The sequence below is a fragment of the Streptomyces sp. ADMS genome (assembly GCF_033441795.1).
Taxonomy (GTDB): Bacteria; Actinomycetota; Actinomycetes; order Streptomycetales; family Streptomycetaceae; genus Streptomyces.
On sequence record NZ_JAVFVX010000048.1, the window covers coordinates 1 to 21,124 of the forward strand.

The window sequence follows — 21,124 nt, forward strand, 5'->3', positions numbered from 1 at the left end:
TCTGGGGGCGCAGCCCCCAGGTACGGGATGGGACGGGTAGGGGCGGCGGGGGCGAGAACCGGCCCTGTCACAAGCGATCAACAACCACCCCCACCCCACCCCCGGCGGAGCCAACCCCCAGGTACCGTCGCCAGCATGCGTGCACTCCGAATACTCCTCATCGTCGCCGTGATTCTCGGCGGCCTCTTCGTGATCGCCGACCGCGTCGCCGTCGGATTCGCGGAGGACGAGGTCGCGGACCGCCTCAGGACCAGCGAGGGTCTGGCCACCACCCCGGACGTGTCGATCAAGGGCTTCCCCTTCCTCACCCAGGTCGCCGGCGGCGAACTCGACGACGTGGAGATCGGCATCGAGGACTACGAGGCCGCCACCGGGGTCTCCGGCCAGAACATCCGTATCGACGACCTGAACGCCCAGATGCGCGGCGTCGCGTTCACCGGCGACTACAGCTCCGCCACCGCGGCCACCGCCACCGGCAGCGCGACCATCACGTACGCCGAGCTGCTGAAGGCGGCCAAATCCGTCGAGTCGGGGCCCGTGGAGGTGGTCCCCGGAGTGACCGCCACGATCGTGGGCCTGTCGGACGGCGGCAACGGCAAGATCAAGGTCGAGATCGAGGCGACGGTGGCCGGCACGAAGCTGCCGCAGCCGGTGTCCGTGCTCAGCACGGTCACGGTCGAGGGCGACACGGTCAAGGTGAAGGCGGACTCCCTGCCCAACCTGGGCATCGACCTCGCCGACAACAAGATGCGCACGGTGACGGACTTCGAGCAGAAGATCGAGGGCCTGCCCGGCGGCATCAAGCTGGACGCCGTCGAGGCGGCGAAGACCGGTGTGGAAATCACGGTGAAGGGTTCGAACGTCAGCCTGGCGGGGTAGGACGCGTCAGGCCGGCCTCACACCGGGTGGGCGTTCAGGGTCCATCGTCCAACTGGCGAGACGGCACCGTCCGTACCGCAGATGTGACGACGGACGCACACCCCACCTCCTCGCCCGCACCCCCGCAATCACCGCCCGCCACTCTCGCGTATCTCACATCGCGGACGATCGCGTCTCATCATGCGACACGCCGGTGACATCCCCGGCAATCCGTCCCTACGATCGACGCTATGCAGCGACAGGCGGATCTCACGAAGCGGCGGGCAGTAGACCTGTGCCGCGTCGCCGCCATGCTCTGTCGCCCTTTCTGAGCGGGAGCGCGCGGCAATAGCGGCGCACCCCTCCCGCATCCCCGGCGCCCTTCACCAAGGGCCCTCGTGCGCGAGTCGCGACAGGCCTGACCGCACACGAGCGGATACGACCGGATACGACCGCATCCGTACCCCCTCTGCTCACGCACCACGCACCACCCCGCCGCAACTGCCCCGGAGGAGAAACAGCATGAGCCGCAGCGACGTCCTGGTCGATGCAGACTGGGTCGAGGCCAACCTCGACAACGCCGACATCGCCATCGTCGAGGTGGACGAGGACACGTCCGCCTACGAGAAGAACCACATCCGCAACGCCATCCGGATCGACTGGACCAAGGACCTCCAGGACCCGGTCCGCCGCGACTTCATCGACCAGGAGGGCTTCGAGAAGCTCCTCTCGGCCAAGGGCATCGGCAACGACACCCTCGTGGTGCTCTACGGCGGCAACAACAACTGGTTCGCCTCGTACGCCTACTGGTACTTCAAGCTGTACGGCCACGACAGCGTCAAGCTGCTCGACGGCGGCCGCAAGAAGTGGGAGCTGGACGCCCGCGAGCTGGTGGAAGAGGTCCCCTCGCGCCCCGCCACCGACTACAAGGCCAAGCCCCAGAACAAGTCGATCCGCGCCTTCCGCGACGACGTCGTGGCGGCCATCGGCTCGCAGAACCTGGTCGACGTGCGCTCGCCCGACGAGTTCAGCGGCAAGCTGCTCGCCCCCGCGCACCTCCCGCAGGAGCAGTCGCAGCGCCCGGGCCACGTCCCGTCCGCCCGCAACATCCCGTGGTCGAAGAACGCCAACGACGACGGCACCTTCAAGTCGGACGACGAGCTCAAGGAGCTCTACGCCGACGAGCAGGTCGACCTCGCCAAGGACACCATCGCGTACTGCCGTATCGGTGAGCGTTCCGCGCTCACCTGGTTCGTCCTGCACGAGCTGCTGGGCGTGGAGAACGTCAAGAACTACGACGGCTCCTGGACCGAGTACGGCTCCCTGGTCGGCGTTCCGATCGAGCTCGGCGCCAACAAGTAGGACCGGTGGCAGGTCGGTAGCAGACCCGTAGTCAGCGAGTACCCCGTACACCCCGACCGGCCTACCCTCCGGTCAGACCCCTGATGGAGAAAGACATGTGTGGAGCGAAGGCCGGCGGCCCGGACGCCTCGACGATCAAGCCCGGTGAGACCACGATCCAGGGTCAGGTGACCCGCGACGGCGAGCCGGTGGTCGGATACGTCCGCCTCCTGGACTCGACCGGCGAGTTCACCGCCGAGGTCCCCACCTCGGCGACCGGACAGTTCCGCTTCTACGCGGCCGAGGGCACGTGGACCGTTCGCGCCCTCGTCCCGGGCGGCACGGCGGACCGTACGGTCGTCGCCCAGACGGGCGGCCTCTCGGAGGTCGCGATCGCCGTCTGACGGCACGGCACGGCACGGCACGGCACGGCACGGCACGGCGCCGCACCGCAGCGTGAAGGGCCGCTCTCCTGGTGCACCAGGGGGCGGCCCTTCCGCCATGTACGGAACTACCCTGGATGTATGTACGCGCGGCGCCGCCACACCTACTTCGCCATGATGGGGACGTGCATCGGACTCTTCGTCCTGGCCTGGGCGGTCGTGCGCCTGTGGTCGATGCCGGTGGCCGTCGGTATGTGTCTGGTGGCGATGGTGATCCCGCCCCTGGCGGCGGTCGTCGCCAACCGCCGCGGCCCGGACGACCGCTGGTGGGACGACCCGTCCGGCGACACCAGGTCCGACGAGTGGTGGGACGAGCTGGACGGCAAGAAGCGCCGCCAGTAGCCGGCAGGGCCAAGGGGGACCCGTGGGACGTACGAGAGTGTCCACCGTGGTGCTGGACGCGCCTGACGCGCACGAACTGGCCGGCTTCTACCGCCGCCTCCTCGGCTACGAGATCCGCAGCGAGGAGCCCGACTGGGTCCTCATCGGCCCCCCGCCCGGCACCGAGGGCGTCTCCCTCGCCTTCGAGACGGAACGCGCGTACATCCCGCCCGTCTGGCCCGCCCGCGCCCCCGGCGACCAGCAGATGATGCTCCACCTGGACATCGAGGTCGACGACCTGGAGGGGGAGACCTCACGGGCCGTGGCCGAGGGCGCCATACTCCACGAGCATCAGCCGCAGGACGACGTACGAGTCCTGCTGGACCCGGCGGGCCACCCCTTCTGCCTGCGCGACGCTGGGGAGCCCGGAGGTGGCCCAGGCGCTGGATCAGCATTACGGGACGGGTGGGCTCGTACTCACCTTGTGGGAACTGGCGGTGGGGGATCCGACTCAGTTCAAGGAGCAGTATCGGCGGTACATGATGCTGGAAGCCGAGGCCATCAGTCTCTGGCATTACGGGGGCAGCACCATCCATGGGCTGCTTCAAACCTCGCACTACGCACGCGAGTTGCTCGCAGAGGGCAGCCTCAAGAGCGAGGAGGTGGAGCAGCAGGTTGAAGCGCGCATCGGGAGGCGGAAGCTGCTGGAGGGGGAGGATGCACCGCCGTTCCGCGTCATTCTGTCCGAGGCGGTGCTGCGGAATTCGCTGCGCGCCCTTCAGAGCTGGCGAGAGCAGCTCCAGTACTTGCTGGAAGTGGCGGAGCGGCCGAACATCACTCTCTATGTGCTGCCGCACGGCACCGGACTGCACGGGCTGATGGACACCCCCGTGACGTTCCTGCGGTTGCCGGACGGTCGCACGGTGGCTTACACGGAGAACATTGTGCGGGGCGAACTCGTTGAAGAAACAAGCGGGGTTGAGGGATTGCAGCGCAGATATGATGCGGTTCGTGACCTGGCCTTGAGCCCTGCCGAGTCGCGGATGTTCATCTTGCGTACCCTGGAGGACGTGCCGTGCGAGCCATCGATCTGACCGGCGTGACGTGGCGCAAGAGCAGCTACAGCAACACGGGCGGCGGCGACTGCGTAGAGGTCTCCGCCGACCTCCTCAGCTCCGCCTCCTGGCGCACGAGTAGCTACAGCAACTCGGATGGCGGCAACTGCATCGAGGTCTCCGACGACTTCCTGTGCTCCGCCGCTTGGCGTAAGAGCAGCTACAGCAACTCAGAAGGCGGGGCCTGCGTCGAAGTCGCCCCCAACCTCCCCGCCGTCGTCCCCGTCCGGGACAGCAAGGACCCCGGTCGAGGCGCCCTCGTCCTCGCGGCCGGTGCCTGGGCTGTCTTTGTCGGTGCTGTCAGGGACGCCTCGCTCTAGTAGACGAGCGCCTGCGTCCCGTCCGCCATCGCCTCCTGGACGAAGACCTGCGCGCCCGCGATCCGTACGCCCTCGATGACGTCCTTCTCGGTGATGTCACGCCGGGCCGCGCACTGGGTGCAGAGGGTGAGCCGCCCGGCCGCGAGGACCGAGTCGATCAGGTCAGGCAGCGGCGCGGCGTGCGGCAGCTCGAACTCGGCGGCCCGTCCCGGCAGAGCGAACCAGGCCGACTCCCCGGTCAGCCACAGGGACACCTCGACCCCGCTGGCCACGGCCACCGCCGCCACCGTGAACGCCTGCGAGCAGCGCTCGGGGGCATCGGCCCCTGCCGTCACCTTGATCACGAGCTTCTTTGCCATGTCCGAATCGTAGTCATCTTCCAGGCGACCCAGGCCGTGGGCCGTGAGTCTCCTGTGCGCGCGGTGACGCGATCCGCGCTTCAGACGCTGTGGGGGAAGGGCGAGGCACCGGCCGTGCCCTTCCAGCAGACGGTTACCCTGCAGAGCCAGCTGCTGGGCTGGTTCTGAACCACCTGGCCGAGAGAGCCTGGCCCCGGCCGCGTAAGCTTGGGCCCGGCTCTTGTGCACACAACCGATCGTCCGAGGAGCACCCCGTGCTTGAGGCATTCTTCGAAGCCCTGCTGGTTCTGGTCGCCGTCGGCGTTCTCGCCTTCGCCGGTCTCACGGTCAAGAAGCTGTACCAGGGTCAGCGCTGACCCCCGCCACCAGGAATCGCAGGAAACGCAGCTCATGATCGAGATCCCGTCCGACCTCCACAAGGACCTTCTGCCTCTCGTCTTCCTGGTCGGCGAGTGGGCCGGCGCGGGGGTCTACGACTTCCCCGGCGACGAGAAGTGCAACTTCGGGCAGGAGGTCACCTTCACGCACGACGGACGTGACTTCCTGGAGTACCACTCCCGCTCGTGGGTGCTGGACGCCGACGGGAACAAGGTCAGGCCCCTGGAGTCCGAGTCCGGCTACTGGCGGGTCGACGCCGACCGCAAGGTCGAGGTCGTCATGGTCCGCCAGGACGGTGTCGTCGAGGTCTGGTACGGCGAGCTGGCCGCGAAGAAGCCGCAGATCGACATCGTGACCGACGCCGTGGCGCGGACGGCGGCCTCGGGCCCGTACAGCGGCGGCAAGCGGCTCTACGGGTACGTGAACAGCGACCTCATGTGGGTCGGCGAGAAGCAGACCCCGGAGGTCGAGCTGCGCCCGTACATGTCGGCGCACCTGAAGAAGGTCGTCACTCCGGAGGACGTCGAACGCTGGGCGAAGGCCCTGCCGGACGACATGCCGGACGACGGGATCGCGTTCTTCAAGTAGGGCCAGCGAGTAGACCCGGCAAGTAGTCCTAGACTCGTGGTGTGGTGAGCACCGACTGGAAAAGTGATCTGCGGCAGCGCGGTTACCGGCTGACCCCGCAACGCCAGCTTGTCCTCGAAGCCGTGGACACCCTTGAGCACGCGACCCCCGACGACATCCTCGTGGAAGTGCGGAAGACGGCGTCGGGGGTCAACATTTCCACCGTCTACCGGACCCTGGAGCTGCTGGAGGAGCTGGATCTGGTCAGCCATGCCCATCTGGGGCACGGGGCGCCGACATACCACCTCGCGGACCGGCACCACCACATCCACCTGGTCTGCCGCGACTGCGAGAACGTGATCGAGACGGATGTCGCCGTCGCCGGGGACTTCACCGCCAAGCTGCGCGAGGACTTCGGGTTCGAGACCGACATGAAGCACTTCGCGATCTTCGGCCGTTGCGAGGACTGTGCCCTCAAGGCTTCGGCTGCCAAGGTTTCAACTACCGAGTCGTAGGCTTGTCCCATGAAGAGCCCTCTGCTGTCCCTGCCCGGCGCCGTCCCCGCCGAGGGCGTGGACGAAGGCGTCGCCGCCCACTACGGTGAGCTGTTCCGCGAACAGCGTGCCCTCGCCGAGGGCATCGGATTCGTCGACCTCTCCCACCGCGGCGTCGTCACCGTCACCGGCGACGACCGGCTGAGCTGGCTGCACCTGCTGCTCACCCAGCACGTCAGCGACCTGCCCGTGGGCGAGGCCACCGAGGCGCTGGTGCTGTCCGCGAACGGTCACATCGAGCACGCGCTGTATCTGGTCGACGACGGCACGACCACCTGGGCGCATGTGGAGCCGGGGACCCAGGAGGCGCTGATCGCCTACCTGGAGTCGATGAGGTTCTTCTACCGCGTCGAAGTCGCCGACCGGACGGGCGAGTTCGCGGTCGTTCACCTCCCGGCGGGGGCCATCGCCGAGGTCCCTGACGGTGTCGTCGTACGCGAGACCGCGTACGGGCGTGACCTCTTCCTTCCTCGGGCCGAGCTGGAGTCGTACGCGGAGAAGGCCGGGCCGGCGGCGGGGCTGCTGGCGTACGAGGCGCTGCGGGTCGAGCAGCACCGGCCGCGGCTCGGGTTCGAGACCGACCACCGGACCATCCCGCACGAGCTGGGCTGGATCGGCACGGCGGTGCATCTGCAGAAGGGCTGCTACCGGGGGCAGGAGACGGTCGCCCGGGTCCATAACCTGGGGAAGCCGCCGCGCCGGCTCGTGTTCCTGCACCTGGACGGCAGCGAGGTCCACCTGCCACCGGCCGGCACGGAACTCCGGCTGGCGGACGACGGACCCGAGGGACGGAAGGTCGGGTTCATCACGACGTCCGTACGGCATCACGAGCTGGGACCGGTCGCGCTCGCGCTGGTGAAGCGGAACGTGGCGGTGGACGCGCGGTTGGTCGCGGACACGACGGCGGCCGCGCAGGAGGTCGTGGTCGAGCCGTAGTTCCTCTCGGCCTCCGTTTCTCGGCACCTACATCTCCACGAGGACCGTGAACGGGCCGTCGTTCGTCAGGGTCACCCGCATCCTGGCGCCGAAGCGGCCCGTCGCCACCGTCGCGCCCAGGGAACGGAGTTGGGCGACCACCTCGTCGACAAGCGGTTCGGCGACGTCGCCGGGGGCCGCCGCGTTCCAGGTCGGGCGGCGGCCCTTGCGGGCGTCGCCGTACAGGGTGAACTGGCTGATGACGAGCAGCGGGGCGTCGATGTCGGAACACGACCTCTCGTCCGCCAGCATGCGGATCGACCAGAGTTTGCGGGCCAGTTGGGCCGCCTTCTCCTTCGTGTCCTCGTGGGTGACCCCGACAAGGACGCACAGACCCTCGCCCGTGATCTCTCCGGTCACTTCGCCGTCCACGACGACACTCGCGCCGTCCACTCTCTGCACCACCGCTCGCATACGCCCATCATGCCGTGCCGTTTACACCGTGCTGCCGAGCCTTGCTGTCGCGCCGTCCGGGAGCGGCCCTGTGAGGCCCATTAAGGGATTCTTTTTGATCCTTAAGCCCGCATCTGGGGCCGTTCGGGGGCACTCGGTCACATAGCGGCCACTTGGGGTGGCACGATGCTCCCATTCGCCTGTCGAGGGGACGTAGAGGCACATGAGCACACCGAGTACCGGGCGGCCTCACATGGCCGCCGCCTGGCCGCCCGAGCAGCGAAGGACCGGTCCGGCCGCAGCGGTCGCCCCGGTCACCCCGGCTGCTTCGGTCGGTGCGTTGCTGGCCGCCGATCCGCCGGAGTACGACCTTGGCGTGCTGCGGCTGTCCGAGCTGCGCGTCCTGCGCAAGGACGCCCAGCGGGACGAGGCCGACCTCAGTTACGTACGGCGGCTGCTGCAGGGACGCATCGACATCCTGCGGGCGGAACTGGCGCGGCGCGGGCCCACGTCCGTGGTCGCGGTGGGGGAGGGGTCGGTCGTCGAGCGGCTGTCGGAGATCCTGACGGACGCGCCGGCCCGGCACCGGTCGTCGGCGCGGCACGTGACGCTGGGGATGCCGCACAGCGAGGAGTACGGGCGGCTCGCGGCGGAGATGCTCGCCGAGGTCGAGCTGTCGGACCTGGACGCGCGTACGGACCCGGAGCTGACGGCTGCGATGGGCAGGCTTGTCGGGTACGAGCAGCAGATTTCCCGGCGGCGGCAGGGTCTGCAGCGGACGGCGGACGACTGCAGCGGGGAGATCGCGCGGCGGTACCGGGAGGGCGAGGCTCAGGTGGAGGACCTGCTGATCTGAGAGAGCGGCGGCGCCTCAGCCCGACCGGGGTCCCCCTCTGGGGGAGTTCGAGGACGAGGCCCGGTGAGCCCGAGCTTCTGGTCCCGGTGTCCCAGCCTGTCCGGGGGTCCCCCTTGCGGGAGTTCGAGGATGAGGCCCGTTCAGGGCCGTGGCGGCGGGGTCTGGGGGCACAGCCTCCAGGTACGGGACGAGACGGTAGGGGACGGCCGGGTTCGCCGGCGGACGGTACCGGCTGGAGGTGTCCGCGGAAGGTGTCGGCTCCTGCACGCCCGGTACCTGTGACGTCGCTGAACTTACCCTGAATGTACGGGAGTTGGCGGCACTGTGGCTCGGTGACGAGTCGGCGGTGCGGCTGGCGGCGCTGGGACGGGTGCGGGAGGAACGAGCGGGCGCCGCCCGGGTGGCCGACGCCCTGCTGCGTACGTCCAGGCGGCCTTGGTGCCCGGACATCTTCTGATCCGACCTCCTTTCCGGTCGTGGTGGCTGCCGAACTCCAGGCTCCCCTCCGGAGAAGAGTTCGGCGGCCAACCCGTGGAAAGCTTGACCATGTTGGAGAAGTTGGTAGCCAACTTCACCATGTTTATCTCCACTTGTGGGCGCCTCATAACCACCTTCACTTGAACTGCCAAAAGATGGCGAGAAGTTGTAGGGTTTGGTTGTGGAGCCCCAGAGGTCACACCGCGAGGTGGCCGACGCCCTGCGCACCCGGATCAGGTCCGGTGAGCTGCGGCCCGGCCAGCGAATGCCCACCCAGGCCAGGCTGGCCGAGGAGTTCGGCGTCGAGCGAGGTGCCGTCCGGGAGGCGCTGCGCATCCTGCACGCCGAGCGTCTGCTGACCAACGTCAGCAAGGGCAGCCCGGCGACGGTCGCCTCCGCTCCCGGACCCGCGCTGACCGGCCCCGCCGCCCTGCCGCAGCCCACCACCGTCGCGCTCGCGCCCCGCATCGCGGCGGCCTTCGCCTCCCCGCACGTCGGGATCGACGCCCTGTGTCTGACGTCCGTCTCGCTCACCCTCGCCATCGGCGAGCCGCTGCGCCAGATCCACGCCGGACAGCTGAATCCGGCCAGAATCGACGTCCGGGTGCTGTTGCCGAGCCGGGACATCGACCTCGCGTTCCCGGCGCCGGTGGCACTGGCGGACGGCTCCCCGGCGGGGGCTTCGGCCACCGGCCGGCTGCAGCGCCGCTGGCTGGCACAGCGCAACGCCCAGGGGCAGGTGCTCCGGCACAACCTGCTGGCCCTGCGGTCCACGCACGGTATCGACGTGCGCGTCACCTTCCGGGCCCTTCCGTTCACGCCGCCGGTGAAGCTGTACCTGCTCAACGAGACGGAGGCGCTCTTCGCGTACTACACGCTGAAGAGACGCGAGGCGGAGATCGACCACGAACAGGTCGAGATGTACGACGCCGAGGGCGTCCGGTCGATGCTGTTCGCGTTCGAGCAGGGCGCCGGGATGCGTGACACGACGTTCGTGGAGCAGTCGCATCTGTGGTTCAACGCACTGTGGGAGACAATCAGTTCGGAGCTGGTGCTCACGAGCTGAGGTCTCCCACGGGGGTTGCGACAGTCACAGGGCGGGCCCGGTGACCAGCAGGGCGAGTACGACCGCCCCGATGGAGCTGATGGTCGCGCTCTTGGCCTTGATGCCGATGGTGAGCAGCAGCAGGCCGACGACGCCTGAGGTGCCGTACTTCCAGCTGACGAGCTGCTGGAAGCCGCTGATGAAGACGGCGGCGAGGAGGGCGATGGCGGGCATGGTGGTTCCTCCTTCAAGCTTCAGGGCTCAGGGCTGTTCGGTGCTTCGTTGCTTGGCTGCCTCGGGGGTGGTGCCAAGGCGGTGAAGTGGTGGTGAAACTTATGCCAACTTCACTAAGTTGGCAACCAACTCTGTATGTGTTGTCCCCACTTGGCCACTACTCATAAACAACTTCCAGGCAACTCCCCAAAGATGGATCGGAGTTGTAGCGTTTGGTCGTGACCCAGGAGAACGTGGCAGTGAACGGCAACAGACGACAGACGCCCCAGGACATCGCCGACGCCCTGCGTGACCGCATCCGCACCGGCGACCTCAGGGCGGGCGACCGCCTGCCGACCCAGGCCGAGTTGGCCGAGGAGTTCGGCGTCGAGCGAGGTGCCGTCCGGGAGGCACTGCGCATCCTGCACGGCGAGCAACTGCTCACCAACGTCAGCAAGGGCAGCCCCCCGCGTGTCGCCGAAGTGCCCCCGCCCCGGGAGGGTCCCCAGCCGACGATGGTGGGACTGGCGCCGCGCCTGACCGAGGCGTTCCAGCGCCGGCACGTGCGCATCGACGTCGTATGCCACACGGCGGAGACCCTGACGGTGGCCATCGGCCAGCAGATCCGGCTGATCCACGACGGCCGGATGCGCCCGGAGACGATCGACGTCCGCATCCTGATGCCCTCGCGGGAGATCAGTCTGGCCTTTCCGATCTCCGTGGACGGTGGCGGCGAGGACGATCCGGTCCACAAGCGCTGGCTGGAGATGCGCAACGCCCAGGGGCATGTGCTGCGCCACAACCTCCAGGCGCTCCGCAAGTCGCACGGCGTCGACGTCCGCGTCGCCTTCCGGGCGCTGCCGTTCACGCCGCCGGTGAAGCTGTACCTGCTGAACGGCGAGGAGGCGCTGATCGGGTACTACCTGCTCACGCGCCGCGAGGAGGAGTACGAGAGCCAGACGCTGGAGATGTTCGACGTCCTGGGCGCCGAATCACTCCTCTTCTCCTTCGAGAACCAGGAGGGCCGGCAGGGCAGCGAACGTGACTCCGCGTTCGTCGAGCAGTCCCAGAAGTGGTTCAACGCCCTCTGGGAAACCATCACGTCGGACCTGACACTCTCCTAGTGACCTCTCAAGTGACCTCTCATGCGACACAGACCGAACAGGCGACCGTCGAGGGCGATTCCGCGGCCGAGAATCTGAGGGAAGCGATCGCCCGCGCACGCGTCGTGCTCTGGGACTTCGACGGGCCCGTCTGCCGGCTGTTCGCCGGCCATTCGGCGGAGCGGGTGGCGATCGACCTCGTGGAGTGGCTCGAAGGGCGTGGCCTGCACGGGCTGCTGACGGAGGAAGAGCGCCAGTCCCTGGATCCGCACGTCGTGCTGCGTGCCGTCGACCGCCGGCACTCCGGGAGCGACCTGGTCGACGAGCTGGAGAAACGTCTCACCCAGGAAGAACTCCGGGCCACGGCCCTGGCGATGCCCACCCCGTACGCCGACCCGCTGATCCGCACCTGGACAGCGGTGGGCGCCCGGCTCGCGGTCGCGACGAACAACTCCCCGCTCGTGGTCCGCGAGTATCTGACCAGCCGCGGTCTGACGTCGTGCTTCGTCCCGCACATCTACGGACGCACGCAGGAACTCCACCACCTCAAGCCCCACCCGCACTGTCTCAACCGTGCGCTGAACGCGATGGGGGCGGCGCCGTCGTCCGCGCTGATGATCGGCGACACGCCCTCGGACTTCCTCGCCGCCCGCGAGGCCGGTGTTCCGTTCCTCGGCTACGCGCGTGACGAACACAAGGAGAAGCTGCTGCGGGACGCGGGCGCCGAGACGGTCGTCGGCTCACTGGAGCCCGTACTGAAAGTGCTCCGCGGCCAGGCCTGAGCCGGCGGTCAGGCCTGCGTCATCAGCAGGGCGAACACCACGGCCGCTCCGACGGCCAGCCCGTTGTGACGTGACCTGATTCCGACGAAGATCGCGCTCAACAGGATCAGCCCGAAGAACCCGAGCCGAAGCTGAGCCAGCATGCTCAGCGCCAACTGACATAACGCCCACAGCACTTGAAGAAGAAGCATGTCCCCCACCCGCACCTTCCACGGCGGCCAATCACTCAACTTGCCGTCCAATTGGACTGGTTGTCCTGAGATTGGTCTTCCCTGGGTGGAGATCCCTTAACTGCGCTGGTCAACAGGTTGGCTGGTTGACGCAAATTGGTGTGGCGGCGGTCCGGAAGAGGTACGGTCGGCTTGTGGGTGAGCAACAGGACGGCCAGCGTGGCACCGAGGGCGGCGGCAGGGAGTTCGAGCGGATCCTCGCCGAACTGATCCACCGCATGTCCGGTGACGAGGGGGCGGCCCCGGCCTATGCGCTGGGGTCCCTGTTGCCTCCCCAGCGGGAACTGGCCCAGGAGTTCATGGTGTCCCGGGACACCATCCAGCGAGTGCTGCGGGTACTCACCGAGCGGGGGCTGGTCGACACCCGGCAGGGCAGCGGCTCGCGGGTGATCGCCGTACCGGAGTCCGGCCGTCCGGGCGCCACGCAGCCGGGAGGCGCACAGCCGGGAGGCGCGGTGCGGCTCGCGCGTCCCGGTCGTACGACCCTCGCCCCGCACATCCGTGAGGCGTTCACGAAGCCCGAAGTCACCCTGGACGTCTTCACGTTGACGTCCGAGTCCCTCCAGGGGCACATCTGGCTCCAGGCCGAGCGGATCAGGACCAGGGAGATCGCCGCCCCGCACAGCATCACCCTGCGCATGCTGCTGCCCACCGACGATCTGCCGCTGCCCTATCCGCGGGCCATGGGCGACGCGGCCGACACCCGCCCCGTGGACCGACTGCGGGCCATCACCAACCGGCACGCGACCTCGCTGCGGCACGTGCTGGGCATGCTGCAGGCGGAAGGGCTGGTGGCGAACGTCGAGGTGGAGATCCGGCGGGTGCCGGTCGCCCCGGTGTTCAAGCTCTATCTGCTCAACGGCACGGACGCGCTGCACGGAATGTACGAGGTGACCGAACGCCCCATCGTGCTGGAGGACGAGACGAAACCCCTTGCCGCGATCGACGTCATAGGGATCGGTGCCACCCTCATGCACTATGTGCGGGGCGCGGAGGGCCCGGAGCCGGGCGGCCCGGATTCCGGTGGTCCGGAATCCCAGGGGTCGGTGTTCGTGGAAAGCATGCAGGCGTGGTTCGACTCGGTCTGGAAGTATCTCGCGGTGGACTGATCGACCGAAAGTGATTCCGCCGCCTCGACGGCCGGAGTGTGTGAGGAGACCACGAATTCCGCTCCCTGGCGCAACATTTCGCGGGCCCGTTCTCCGTACGGAGTGAAACCGAGGAAACGCACTCCCGCCGTGTCGGCGGCCGTCAGATCGGTCAACTGGTCGCCGATCAGAAGGCTTTGTTCCGGTGCCGGATCACCAAGCAGTCGTAACGCCCGCCGAATCGAATCCGGATGGGGTTTCATCAATCGCGGATTGTGCGGATCGCGCCCGCAGACCGCCTCGAAATGCCGCAGCAGGCCGACCCGTTCAAGGTATTCGCGTACAGGGCCCTCCGCATTGTTGCTCACGATCGCCAGCGGCTTCCCGAGGGCGTGCAGCGCTCTGACGAGAAGGCTCGCGTCGGCTGTTTCCCGGGCCGAACGCACGGCGGCGTACTCGTGCTTCTCGACGATCTCGTCCGCCCAGTCGAGCGGTCCGTCGAGAGCGGGCGCGTGCCGGTCCGCCATGGCGGCGAGCCGGCGGAGGATGCCGTGCGAGTCGGCGCAGTCACGGACGTCCTCGTCCAGCCCGGTCCCGGGCCACGCCCGGGCCGCCCGGGCCTTGACCTCGGAGGCGATGGGCGCGGTGGAGGTGCCGCCGAACAGGTCGCAGACGGGGCCGTCGAAGTCGATCAGCACCGCGTGCGTGCCGCGCAACAGGGCGCGCAGCCGGTCCGGGTCCTGGGCGCGGGGGTCACTCGGGGCGCCGCTCATGAGTCTCCTTGTTCGTCGGAATGTACGTCGGGCGCGCCCCGGGTGCTCAATCGTCCGGGGCGGGGGCCGGGGGCGGGGACCGTGCGGTCGGGAGGATCGCTTCTGGCAACATGCTCATTCACGGAGGAGTACCGTGCATCACTCCTCCACCACGGATGTGGGACCGGTGGGTTCACCGGTGCGCGATCGTCGGTGCGGGTCACGAGGGGTGCCACGAAAGGGCCCCGCGGGTTCCGGTGGGGGAGGAGGGTCCTCACGGATTCCCACGCGTCCTCAGGCAAGAGAGCGGGCGATGTCAGCCGAACGAGTGTCTCCGGCTCCGGAGCGAGCAGCCGATGCGGCCCCCGCGAGTGCCGCCGAGGTGATCGGTCCCGATGTGAGCGCGGCCGAGGAGACGCTCCAGGGCTACCACCATGTGACCCACGTGATCCCGCTTCCCGGAGTGGGCGCGGACGGCCGTCGGCTGCGCGGCAAGGTGCGTGAGCCGCGCGACAACCCGCTCTGGTTCGACCGGCGTTGCTTCGTCTCGGAGGAGCAGCTGCTGGCAGATCTCCAGGGGCGCGTCGACGGCATTTCCGAGCTCGTCGAGGCCGGGGACATGAGGTTGCAGCGGTTCATCGAGGGCTCGACACTGGGCGCGCGCCACCGCTCGGGCCAGAAGGTCCCCGACGAGGTGGTCGACCAGCTCCTTGAGCTCTTCGGGCAGATGCTCGCCATCACTGCGGACACCCTCGGCACGAAACGCGGGTGCAAGCCGGAGGACCGGGCCACGGACCCCGACAGTTCGGAATTCCTGGAACGGCTCATCGCCTTCGCCGAGAACCGTGTGTACCGGCAGAATCTGGCGGACTTCAAGTCGCTCTTCGATGCGCTCGGCGTGGACGAGGACTCCTTCAAGAGGCTCAGGAAGAACGTTTCTGACCTGACCGAACGACCGTTCTGCCTGCTCCACGCCGATCTCCACAGAGAAAACCTCATCCTGGACCGTACGGGCCGGCTCTGGACCATCGACTGGGAGCTGGCGATGTTCGGCGACCCGCTCTACGACCTGGCCACGCACCTCTATCTGATGCGATATCCGGAACCGCAGCAGAACTCTCTCGCCGAGCGGTGGAGTTCCCTCGCCGAGGACATCAGGCCGGGCAGCGCGAAGAACTGGGAACAGGACCTCCCGAAACTCATGGACTTCAAGCGCGCGCAGTCCGTGTTCACCGATTCCATCCGGGCCACACAGATCCTGGTGTCCGGTACGAGGTTCAACTGGGCGTTGCTGTATCGCGAGGCCTCGAAGGTGCACAAGGCTCTGCTGGGTGCGGCGGAGCCCTTGGGGCTCACCGGCGTACCGACTATTCGGCATGTGGGGAAAGCGCTTGTGCGCTGGCAGCGGGAACGGGACGGGCGGAAAAGGAAAATCTCCTTCTCGTGAGCTCGGTCGAGTGACTTCGGCACCATGGGCCACAGCCGTGGTCTATCGTCAGTGGCCCCTCGTTCGGAGCGCTGAGCACAGGAACTCCATTGGGCGCACATTCTGCCCGGCAGCCCACCGTGTACCGCCAGTTCGTGGAACTGGCCCGCAACAACGGGACGCCGTACAACGGGCAACACAATCTGAACTTCGTTCTCCCTCTCACCCCGGAGATGGCCCGGCTCGTACCCCTCGCGGAGGGGACGGAGGTCATGGTCCGGATACCCAGGCGCGGCGTGCCGAGCGTGACGGTCAAGACCTGGCCGTGCGAGGAAGCCGCGATCCTCGTCGCCATCAAGGACGTTGTGCGTGGCGCGCCGACGTGTCTGATGGAGGACTGGGGCGAGTCCGAGCTGTACACCTTCGCGCCGGGCGCGTCGCTGGCCGCGTTCCACCGCGACGGCACCTCCGTCGACGGCGAGTTGATCGCGGCGATGACCGGAGTACTGGCGCGGCTGGCGCTGGTGCGTCGCGACGCACTGCCCCGGCTGCCCGCCAACTGGCCGAAGGAGGGCGACAGCCGGGCCTTCCTGCGGCACCTCGCCGGACTCGCCGACCGGGACATCCGGCAGGCCAATGTGCCTGCCTACGGCCCGCTGTTCCGGGCGTTGGGCATCCCCGACGACGGTCTGACGGCGCTGGCCGCACGGCTGCCCGCCATGACCTCCCGGCCGTACAGCCTCCTGCACGCCGATCTGCACCGCGGCAACGTGATCATTCCGTTCGTCCCCGACCCGCCGGTGCGCGTCGTGGACTGGGAACTCGCCACGTACGGCGACCCGTTGCACGATCTCGCCGTCCACCTGGTCCGCACGCGCTACCCCGAGCACCAGGAGAAGGAGGTGATCGCCACGTGGGAGGAGATGATGCTGCGGACGAGCCCGACGTCCGTGCGCGGGCTGCACGAGGACCTGTCCCACTACCTCGACTTCGAACGGGCCCAGTCCGTGTACCCCGACGTGATCCGCGCGGCGCACGAACTGGAGAAGTCCTTCGACCGGCCGCACCTGGCGGACGCCGTGCACCAGGTGCACCGGGCCCTGACCGCCGCCGCCGGCCCGCTCGCCCTGCGGAACGTTCCGGACCCGGCGGAGATCGCGGACGTACTGGACCGGTGGACGCGCTTCAGGCGCGGCAGGCCGATCGGCAGCGGTCGCGCGACGGAGTCCGCAGACTGGCGGCCCGGCCGCGGCCACCCCTACCGGGACGACTTCACCCACGCCCATGTCACCGACGCGCTCCTCGCCGAACACTCGGTGCCCGCCCGCGCCGTGCGCAGGGGCACGGCATACGTGAACTCGGTGGTGCGGGTGGCCGGCCGATGCGCCCCGGTCGTCGTCCGCCGTCGTACCGAGGGCCGCTGCCCCCGGCGTGAACAGGGAGTGCTGCCCGAGCACCTGGTGCTCCGGCACATCGAGCGCGCCGGCGTCGGTGTGGCGGCTCCGCGGCTGCTGGCCCTGGGGGAGGACGGCGACGGCCTGGCGGGTTCCTTCGCCCTGCACACGTACGTCGGTCGGGGCGACGGCGGCGCACCGCCGGAGCATCCGGTGGACGGCCTCAGGCCGCACGAGGCCGACGACCTGGTCGACCAGCTCTGCGAACTCACCCAGGTCGACTACCTCGGCCTCGACCCGACGGCCACCCCCTACGGCTTCTACGAGCGGCTGACGGATCGGCTCGTAGGCATGGTCGAGTCCCTGCCGGACAGGTCGCGCCGCCTCGCCGAGGAGTACGGCCTGCCCGACCCCGAGCGCCTCCGCCGGATCCTGTCCCGCTACCAGACCGCCGCGCGCACCCCGACCCTTCTGCACGGCGACCTGCACCCCTGGAACCTCGTACGCCTGAACGACGAAAGGTTCGCTCTGGCTGTCATCGACTGGGAGCTGGCGATGGTGGGCGACCCGTTGTACGACCTGATCCGCCACCAGCACCTCACCCGCTCCCGTCCCGTCATGTGGCACCGCATGCTGCGCCGCTGGGAACGCACCCTGCCGGCGCACTACACCCGCGACTGGCGCCGCGACCGGCCCACGTACGAACGCCTGGAGACCGTCCGTTCCGCATATGTCGACCTGGACCGCCTGGTCACCCGCACCGACCTGGAGGCACCCAACGTCGACCGGGCGGTGGCGTCGGTCAAACGGACCCTGGACACCGCGCTGACCAGGCTGAACCTGGTGCCGGGGCCCACGGCCAACCCGTATCTGCGGCGGGCGTTGCCCAACTAGTCCGTGCCCGCGCCTCCGGCACGTTTTCCGGTGCCGGTGCGGTGGTGCGCAGGCTCGCGCCCATGGCTGAGATCGGGCTGCGCGAGCGCAAGGAGCAACGGACGGACCAGAACGCGTCCGACATCGCGATCCGGCTCTTCCTTGCGAACGGCTTCGACGCGGTGTCCGTCGCGGAGATCGCCGCCGCGGGAACGACGGGTGTGGGCAACGCGATAGGGGCGGGGACCACACCGGCTGTACGTGGTGCTGACGCGGGCGGTGTCACGGCTGGTGGTCGTGCACGGGCGGCCGTTGCCGTTCTGAGCGCGGCACGTGGTGACCGTGGGGGGCGCCTTCGCCGAAGGCGCCCCCCACGGTTGCTCAGCCGGTGGTTTCGGCGAGGTCGAGCAACGGGAGCAACTGCTCCTCCTCATAGGTGAGATGGGCTTCGAGTTCGACGCTGAGGCGCTCGACCTCCGCCCGTACGAGCGCCGGGCCGGCGTTTCCGTTCCCGTCCGCGCCGGCGAGAGCCCGGCGCAGCTGCTCGACGAGGTCGGCGATCCGCTGGTGCTCGGTGCGCAGGCGCTCCAGGGCGGGGGCCGACTGCGGGTGGCGGTCGGCGAGGAAGGGGAACAGCCCGATGTCCTCGCCGGAGTGGTGATTGTGCAGCCCCGCGCAGAAGGTGAGGCAGTTGGCCCGCAACTGCGCCCCGAGGGGTGCGGGGTCGATCCTTGTCATGGGCTGCGCGACGCTGACTTCGCGCTCCTTGAGGGGTGGCTGTGGGCGTAGGACAGCCACAGCCACAGCACCGCCTCGGTAGGGGTGCTGTGGCTGCTGTGCGTGCCGAACCCCGGAGTCAGGCGCCCACGTACCCCGCCAGGTGTTCCCCCGTGAGCGTCGAGCGGGCCGCCACCAGGTCCGCCGGGGTGCCCTCGAAGACGATCCGGCCGCCGTCGTGGCCCGCGCCGGGGCCGAGGTCGATGATCCAGTCCGCGTGGGCCATGACCGCCTGGTGGTGCTCGACGACGATGACCGACCTGCCCGAGTCGACGAGCCGGTCGAGCAGGCCGAGCAGGTGCTCGACGTCGGCGAGGTGGAGGCCGGTCGTCGGCTCGTCGAGGACGTACACGCCGCCCTTGTCGCCCATGTGCGTGGCCAGCTTGAGGCGTTGGCGTTCGCCGCCGGACAGGGTGGTGAGCGGCTGGCCGAGGCTGAGGTAGCCGAGGCCGACGTCGGCGAGCCGGTCGAGGACGCGGTGCGCGGCCGGTGTACGCGCGTCGCCCGCGCCGAAGAACTCCTCCGCCTCCGTCACCGACATGGCCAGCACCTCGCTGATGTCCCGGCCGCCGAGGCGGTACTCCAGCACCGCCGCCTGGAACCGCTTCCCCTCGCAGTCCTCGCAGGTCGTGGCCACGCCGGCCATCATCGCCAGGTCGGTGTAGATGACGCCGGCGCCGTTGCAGGTGGGGCAGGCGCCCTCGGAGTTGGCGCTGAACAGCGCCGGCTTCACACCGTTGGCCTTGGCGAACGCCGTACGGATCGGGTCGAGCAGTCCGGTGTACGTCGCCGGATTGCTCCGCCGGGAGCCACGGATCGGCGTCTGGTCGACCGACACCACACCCTCGCCGACGGCACCCCGCGTCTCGACCAGCGACCCGTGGATGAGGGAGCTCTTGCCGGACCCGGCGACGCCGGTCACGACGCACAGCACCCCGAGCGGGATGTCGACGTCGACGCCCTGGAGGTTGTGCTTCGTCGCGCCGCGGATCGGAAGCTTGCCGGTGGGCTTGCGCACCGTCTCCTTGAGGGCGGCCCGGTCGTCGAAGTGGCGGCCGGTGACGGTACCGCCGGTCCGCAGCCCCTCGACGGTGCCCTCGAAGCAGACGGTGCCGCCCGCCGTACCGGCGCCGGGACCGAGGTCGACGACGTGGTCGGCGATCGCGATCACCTCGGGCTTGTGCTCCACGACGAGCACGGTGTTGCCCTTGTCGCGCAGCCGCAGCAGCAGGTCGTTCATGCGCTGGATGTCGTGCGGATGCAGGCCGATCGTCGGCTCGTCGAAGACGTACGTGATGTCGGTGAGGGCGGAGCCGAGGTGGCGGATCATCTTGACGCGCTGTGCCTCGCCGCCCGACAGGGTGCCCGAGGCGCGGTCCAGCGCGAGATAGCCGAGGCCGATCTCCACGAACGAGTCCAGGGTGTGCTGGAGCGCGGTGAGCAGCGGCGCCACCGACGGCTCGTCGAGGCCGCGGACCCACTCGGCCAGGTCCCGGATCTCCATCGCGCAGGCGTCACCGATGCCGATCTTGCCGATCTTCGACGACCGGGCCCCCTCACTGAGCCGGGTGCCCTCGCACTCGGGGCAGGTGGTGAAGGTGACCGCCCGCTCCACGAACGCCCGGATGTGCGGCTGCATCGCCTCCTTGTCCTTGGACAGGAACGACTTCTGGATCTTGGGGATCAGCCCCTCGTAGGTGAGGTTGACGCCGTTGACCTTGACCTTGGTGGGCTCGCGGTAGAGGAAGTCCTGCATCTCCTTCTTGGTGTACCGGCGGATCGGCTTGTTCGGGTCGAGGAAGCCCGACTCGGCGTAGATGCCCACGGTCCACACGTTGTCCGACTTCCAGCCGGGGATGGTGAACGCGCCCTCGGCGATCGACTTGGAGTCGTCGTAGAGCTGGGTGAGGTCGATGTCGGAGACCGCGCCCCGGCCCTCGCAGCGCGTGCACATACCGCCGGTGCGGTTGTAGGTCGCCTTCACCGCCTTCTTGTTGCCGACGGCGATCGCACCGCTGCTGCGGACGGACGCGGTGTTGAAGGAGTACGCGCTGGGCGGCCCGATGTGTGGATCCCCCAGCCGGCTGAAGAGGATGCGCAGCATCGCGTTGGCGTCGGTGGCGGTGCCGACCGTGGAGCGCGGGTCGGCGCCCAGCCGCTGCTGGTCGACGATGATCGCGGTCGTCAGCCCTTCGAGCACGTCGACCTCGGGCCGCGCCAGCGTCGGCATGAACCCCTGTACGAACGCGCTGTACGTCTCGTTGATCAGCCGCTGCGACTCCGCGGCGATCGTGTCGAACACCAGCGAGCTCTTGCCCGAACCGGAGACACCGGTGAACACCGTCAGCCGCCGCTTCGGCAGTTCGATGCTGACGTCCTTGAGGTTGTTCTCGCGCGCGCCGTACACACGGATCAGATCGTGGCTGTCGGCACCGTGCGGCGTGTCCGGCTGCGAGCTCTTCCTCGGGGTCCTGCTCATGGTGT

21 protein-coding genes and 5 pseudogenes are annotated in these 21,124 nt (G+C 68.8%); 19 read left to right on the forward strand and 7 right to left on the reverse strand.

The window, feature by feature from the left end; genetic code table 11:
- The first annotated feature begins 135 nt into the window (after nucleotides 1–135).
- The 8 genes and pseudogenes from RB628_RS21395 (at nucleotide 136) to RB628_RS21425 (ending at nucleotide 4,398) form a co-directional block, all read left to right on the forward strand.
- Entirely contained in the window at nucleotides 136–879 is a 744-nt protein-coding gene (locus tag RB628_RS21395; protein ID WP_318322117.1) for a DUF2993 domain-containing protein, read from the forward strand.
- A gap of 230 nt (nucleotides 880–1,109) precedes the next feature.
- Nucleotides 1,110–1,190, forward strand: a complete 81-nt coding sequence (locus tag RB628_RS42670) for an Ms5788A family Cys-rich leader peptide (RefSeq protein ID WP_351335063.1) — start codon at nucleotides 1,110–1,112, stop codon at nucleotides 1,188–1,190.
- Nucleotides 1,191–1,380: 190 nt separating this feature from the next.
- The gene (locus RB628_RS21400) at nucleotides 1,381–2,220 is read left to right on the forward strand and encodes a sulfurtransferase (RefSeq protein WP_055524958.1); all 840 of its coding nucleotides are present in this window, start codon (nucleotides 1,381–1,383) and stop codon (nucleotides 2,218–2,220) included.
- Nucleotides 2,221–2,315: 95 nt separating this feature from the next.
- Nucleotides 2,316–2,603, forward strand: a complete 288-nt coding sequence (locus RB628_RS21405) for a DUF1416 domain-containing protein (protein WP_055524959.1) — start codon at nucleotides 2,316–2,318, stop codon at nucleotides 2,601–2,603.
- 120 nt (nucleotides 2,604–2,723) lie between these two features.
- Complete coding sequence (locus RB628_RS21410; RefSeq protein WP_318322118.1) at nucleotides 2,724–2,984, forward strand: DUF3099 domain-containing protein; 261 nt, start codon at nucleotides 2,724–2,726, stop codon at nucleotides 2,982–2,984.
- 49 nt (nucleotides 2,985–3,033) lie between these two features.
- Nucleotides 3,034–3,360: pseudogene (locus RB628_RS21415) on the forward strand (VOC family protein); the annotation flags it as partial.
- 16 nt (nucleotides 3,361–3,376) lie between these two features.
- Nucleotides 3,377–4,057, forward strand: a pseudogene (locus RB628_RS21420) (DUF5753 domain-containing protein); the annotation flags it as partial.
- Nucleotides 4,039–4,398, forward strand: coding sequence for a DUF397 domain-containing protein (locus RB628_RS21425; protein WP_412180700.1), 360 nt, complete (start codon nucleotides 4,039–4,041; stop codon nucleotides 4,396–4,398). The pseudogene RB628_RS21420 and the gene RB628_RS21425, both read left to right, overlap by 19 nt.
- Here the strand turns inward: RB628_RS21425 and RB628_RS21430 are convergent.
- On the reverse strand, nucleotides 4,395–4,757 hold the full coding sequence (locus RB628_RS21430; RefSeq protein WP_235477124.1) for a DsrE family protein: 363 nt from the start codon (nucleotides 4,755–4,757) through the stop codon (nucleotides 4,395–4,397). The genes RB628_RS21425 and RB628_RS21430 overlap by 4 nt on opposite strands.
- Before the next feature lie 390 nt (nucleotides 4,758–5,147).
- On the opposite strand from RB628_RS21430, the gene RB628_RS21435 reads away from it, so the two are divergent.
- From RB628_RS21435 to RB628_RS21445, 3 genes are read left to right on the forward strand one after another with little or no spacing between them, the layout of a single operon-like run.
- Complete coding sequence (locus tag RB628_RS21435; RefSeq protein WP_318322119.1) at nucleotides 5,148–5,723, forward strand: FABP family protein; 576 nt, start codon at nucleotides 5,148–5,150, stop codon at nucleotides 5,721–5,723.
- Between the two features lie 41 nt (nucleotides 5,724–5,764).
- The gene (locus tag RB628_RS21440) at nucleotides 5,765–6,217 is read left to right on the forward strand and encodes a Fur family transcriptional regulator (protein ID WP_318322120.1); all 453 of its coding nucleotides are present in this window, start codon (nucleotides 5,765–5,767) and stop codon (nucleotides 6,215–6,217) included.
- 9 nt (nucleotides 6,218–6,226) lie between these two features.
- On the forward strand, nucleotides 6,227–7,192 hold the full coding sequence (locus RB628_RS21445) for a folate-binding protein (protein WP_318322121.1): 966 nt from the start codon (nucleotides 6,227–6,229) through the stop codon (nucleotides 7,190–7,192).
- Nucleotides 7,193–7,219: 27 nt separating this feature from the next.
- Here the strand turns inward: RB628_RS21445 and dtd are convergent, their stop codons facing one another.
- A complete protein-coding gene (gene dtd, locus RB628_RS21450; protein WP_318322122.1) occupies nucleotides 7,220–7,645 on the reverse strand; it encodes a D-aminoacyl-tRNA deacylase in 426 nt (141 codons plus the stop codon).
- Between the two features lie 202 nt (nucleotides 7,646–7,847).
- Between dtd and RB628_RS21455 the strand changes: the two genes are divergently transcribed.
- The 3 genes and pseudogenes from RB628_RS21455 (at nucleotide 7,848) to RB628_RS21465 (ending at nucleotide 10,023) form a co-directional block, all read left to right on the forward strand.
- A complete protein-coding gene (locus tag RB628_RS21455; protein WP_318322123.1) occupies nucleotides 7,848–8,480 on the forward strand; it encodes an aerial mycelium formation protein in 633 nt (210 codons plus the stop codon).
- A gap of 208 nt (nucleotides 8,481–8,688) precedes the next feature.
- Nucleotides 8,689–8,937: pseudogene (locus RB628_RS21460) on the forward strand (sterol carrier protein domain-containing protein); the annotation flags it as partial.
- A gap of 228 nt (nucleotides 8,938–9,165) precedes the next feature.
- Nucleotides 9,166–10,023, forward strand: coding sequence for a winged helix-turn-helix domain-containing protein (locus RB628_RS21465; RefSeq protein WP_318322172.1), 858 nt, complete (start codon nucleotides 9,166–9,168; stop codon nucleotides 10,021–10,023).
- Nucleotides 10,024–10,047: 24 nt separating this feature from the next.
- On the opposite strand, the gene RB628_RS21470 is transcribed toward RB628_RS21465, so the two are convergent.
- Nucleotides 10,048–10,236, reverse strand: coding sequence for a hypothetical protein (locus tag RB628_RS21470; protein WP_318322124.1), 189 nt, complete (start codon nucleotides 10,234–10,236; stop codon nucleotides 10,048–10,050).
- A 212-nt stretch (nucleotides 10,237–10,448) separates the two neighbouring features.
- Between RB628_RS21470 and RB628_RS21475 the strand changes: the two genes are divergently transcribed.
- Nucleotides 10,449–11,339 carry a FadR/GntR family transcriptional regulator gene (locus RB628_RS21475; protein WP_318322125.1) on the forward strand — a complete coding sequence of 297 codons (891 nt, stop codon included), beginning with the start codon at nucleotides 10,449–10,451 and terminating at the stop codon, nucleotides 11,337–11,339.
- Nucleotides 11,340–11,413: 74 nt separating this feature from the next.
- A complete protein-coding gene (locus RB628_RS21480) occupies nucleotides 11,414–12,100 on the forward strand; it encodes an HAD family hydrolase (protein ID WP_412180703.1) in 687 nt (228 codons plus the stop codon).
- Between the two features lie 8 nt (nucleotides 12,101–12,108).
- Here RB628_RS21480 and RB628_RS21485 read toward each other — a convergent pair whose 3' ends face one another.
- Nucleotides 12,109–12,291 carry a hypothetical protein gene (locus tag RB628_RS21485; RefSeq protein WP_318322127.1) on the reverse strand — a complete coding sequence of 61 codons (183 nt, stop codon included), beginning with the start codon at nucleotides 12,289–12,291 and terminating at the stop codon, nucleotides 12,109–12,111.
- Nucleotides 12,292–12,464: 173 nt separating this feature from the next.
- Between RB628_RS21485 and RB628_RS21490 the strand changes: the two genes are divergently transcribed.
- A complete protein-coding gene (locus RB628_RS21490; RefSeq protein WP_318322128.1) occupies nucleotides 12,465–13,439 on the forward strand; it encodes a winged helix-turn-helix domain-containing protein in 975 nt (324 codons plus the stop codon).
- A gap of 80 nt (nucleotides 13,440–13,519) precedes the next feature.
- Here the strand turns inward: RB628_RS21490 and RB628_RS21495 are convergent.
- Nucleotides 13,520–14,191: pseudogene (locus RB628_RS21495) on the reverse strand (HAD family hydrolase); the annotation flags it as partial.
- Between the two features lie 292 nt (nucleotides 14,192–14,483).
- Here RB628_RS21495 and RB628_RS21500 point away from each other — a divergent pair.
- Both RB628_RS21500 and RB628_RS21505 read left to right on the forward strand, forming a co-directional pair.
- The gene (locus RB628_RS21500; RefSeq protein ID WP_318322129.1) at nucleotides 14,484–15,617 is read left to right on the forward strand and encodes an aminoglycoside phosphotransferase family protein; all 1,134 of its coding nucleotides are present in this window, start codon (nucleotides 14,484–14,486) and stop codon (nucleotides 15,615–15,617) included.
- 89 nt (nucleotides 15,618–15,706) lie between these two features.
- Complete coding sequence (locus RB628_RS21505) at nucleotides 15,707–17,884, forward strand: aminoglycoside phosphotransferase family protein (protein ID WP_318322130.1); 2,178 nt, start codon at nucleotides 15,707–15,709, stop codon at nucleotides 17,882–17,884.
- Nucleotides 17,885–18,244: 360 nt separating this feature from the next.
- Here the strand turns inward: RB628_RS21505 and RB628_RS21510 are convergent.
- Nucleotides 18,245–18,580, reverse strand: a pseudogene (locus RB628_RS21510) (hemerythrin domain-containing protein); the annotation flags it as partial.
- Between the two features lie 139 nt (nucleotides 18,581–18,719).
- Entirely contained in the window at nucleotides 18,720–21,119 is a 2,400-nt protein-coding gene (locus RB628_RS21515; protein ID WP_318322131.1) for an excinuclease ABC subunit UvrA, read from the reverse strand.
- Nucleotides 21,120–21,124: the final 5 nt, after the last annotated feature.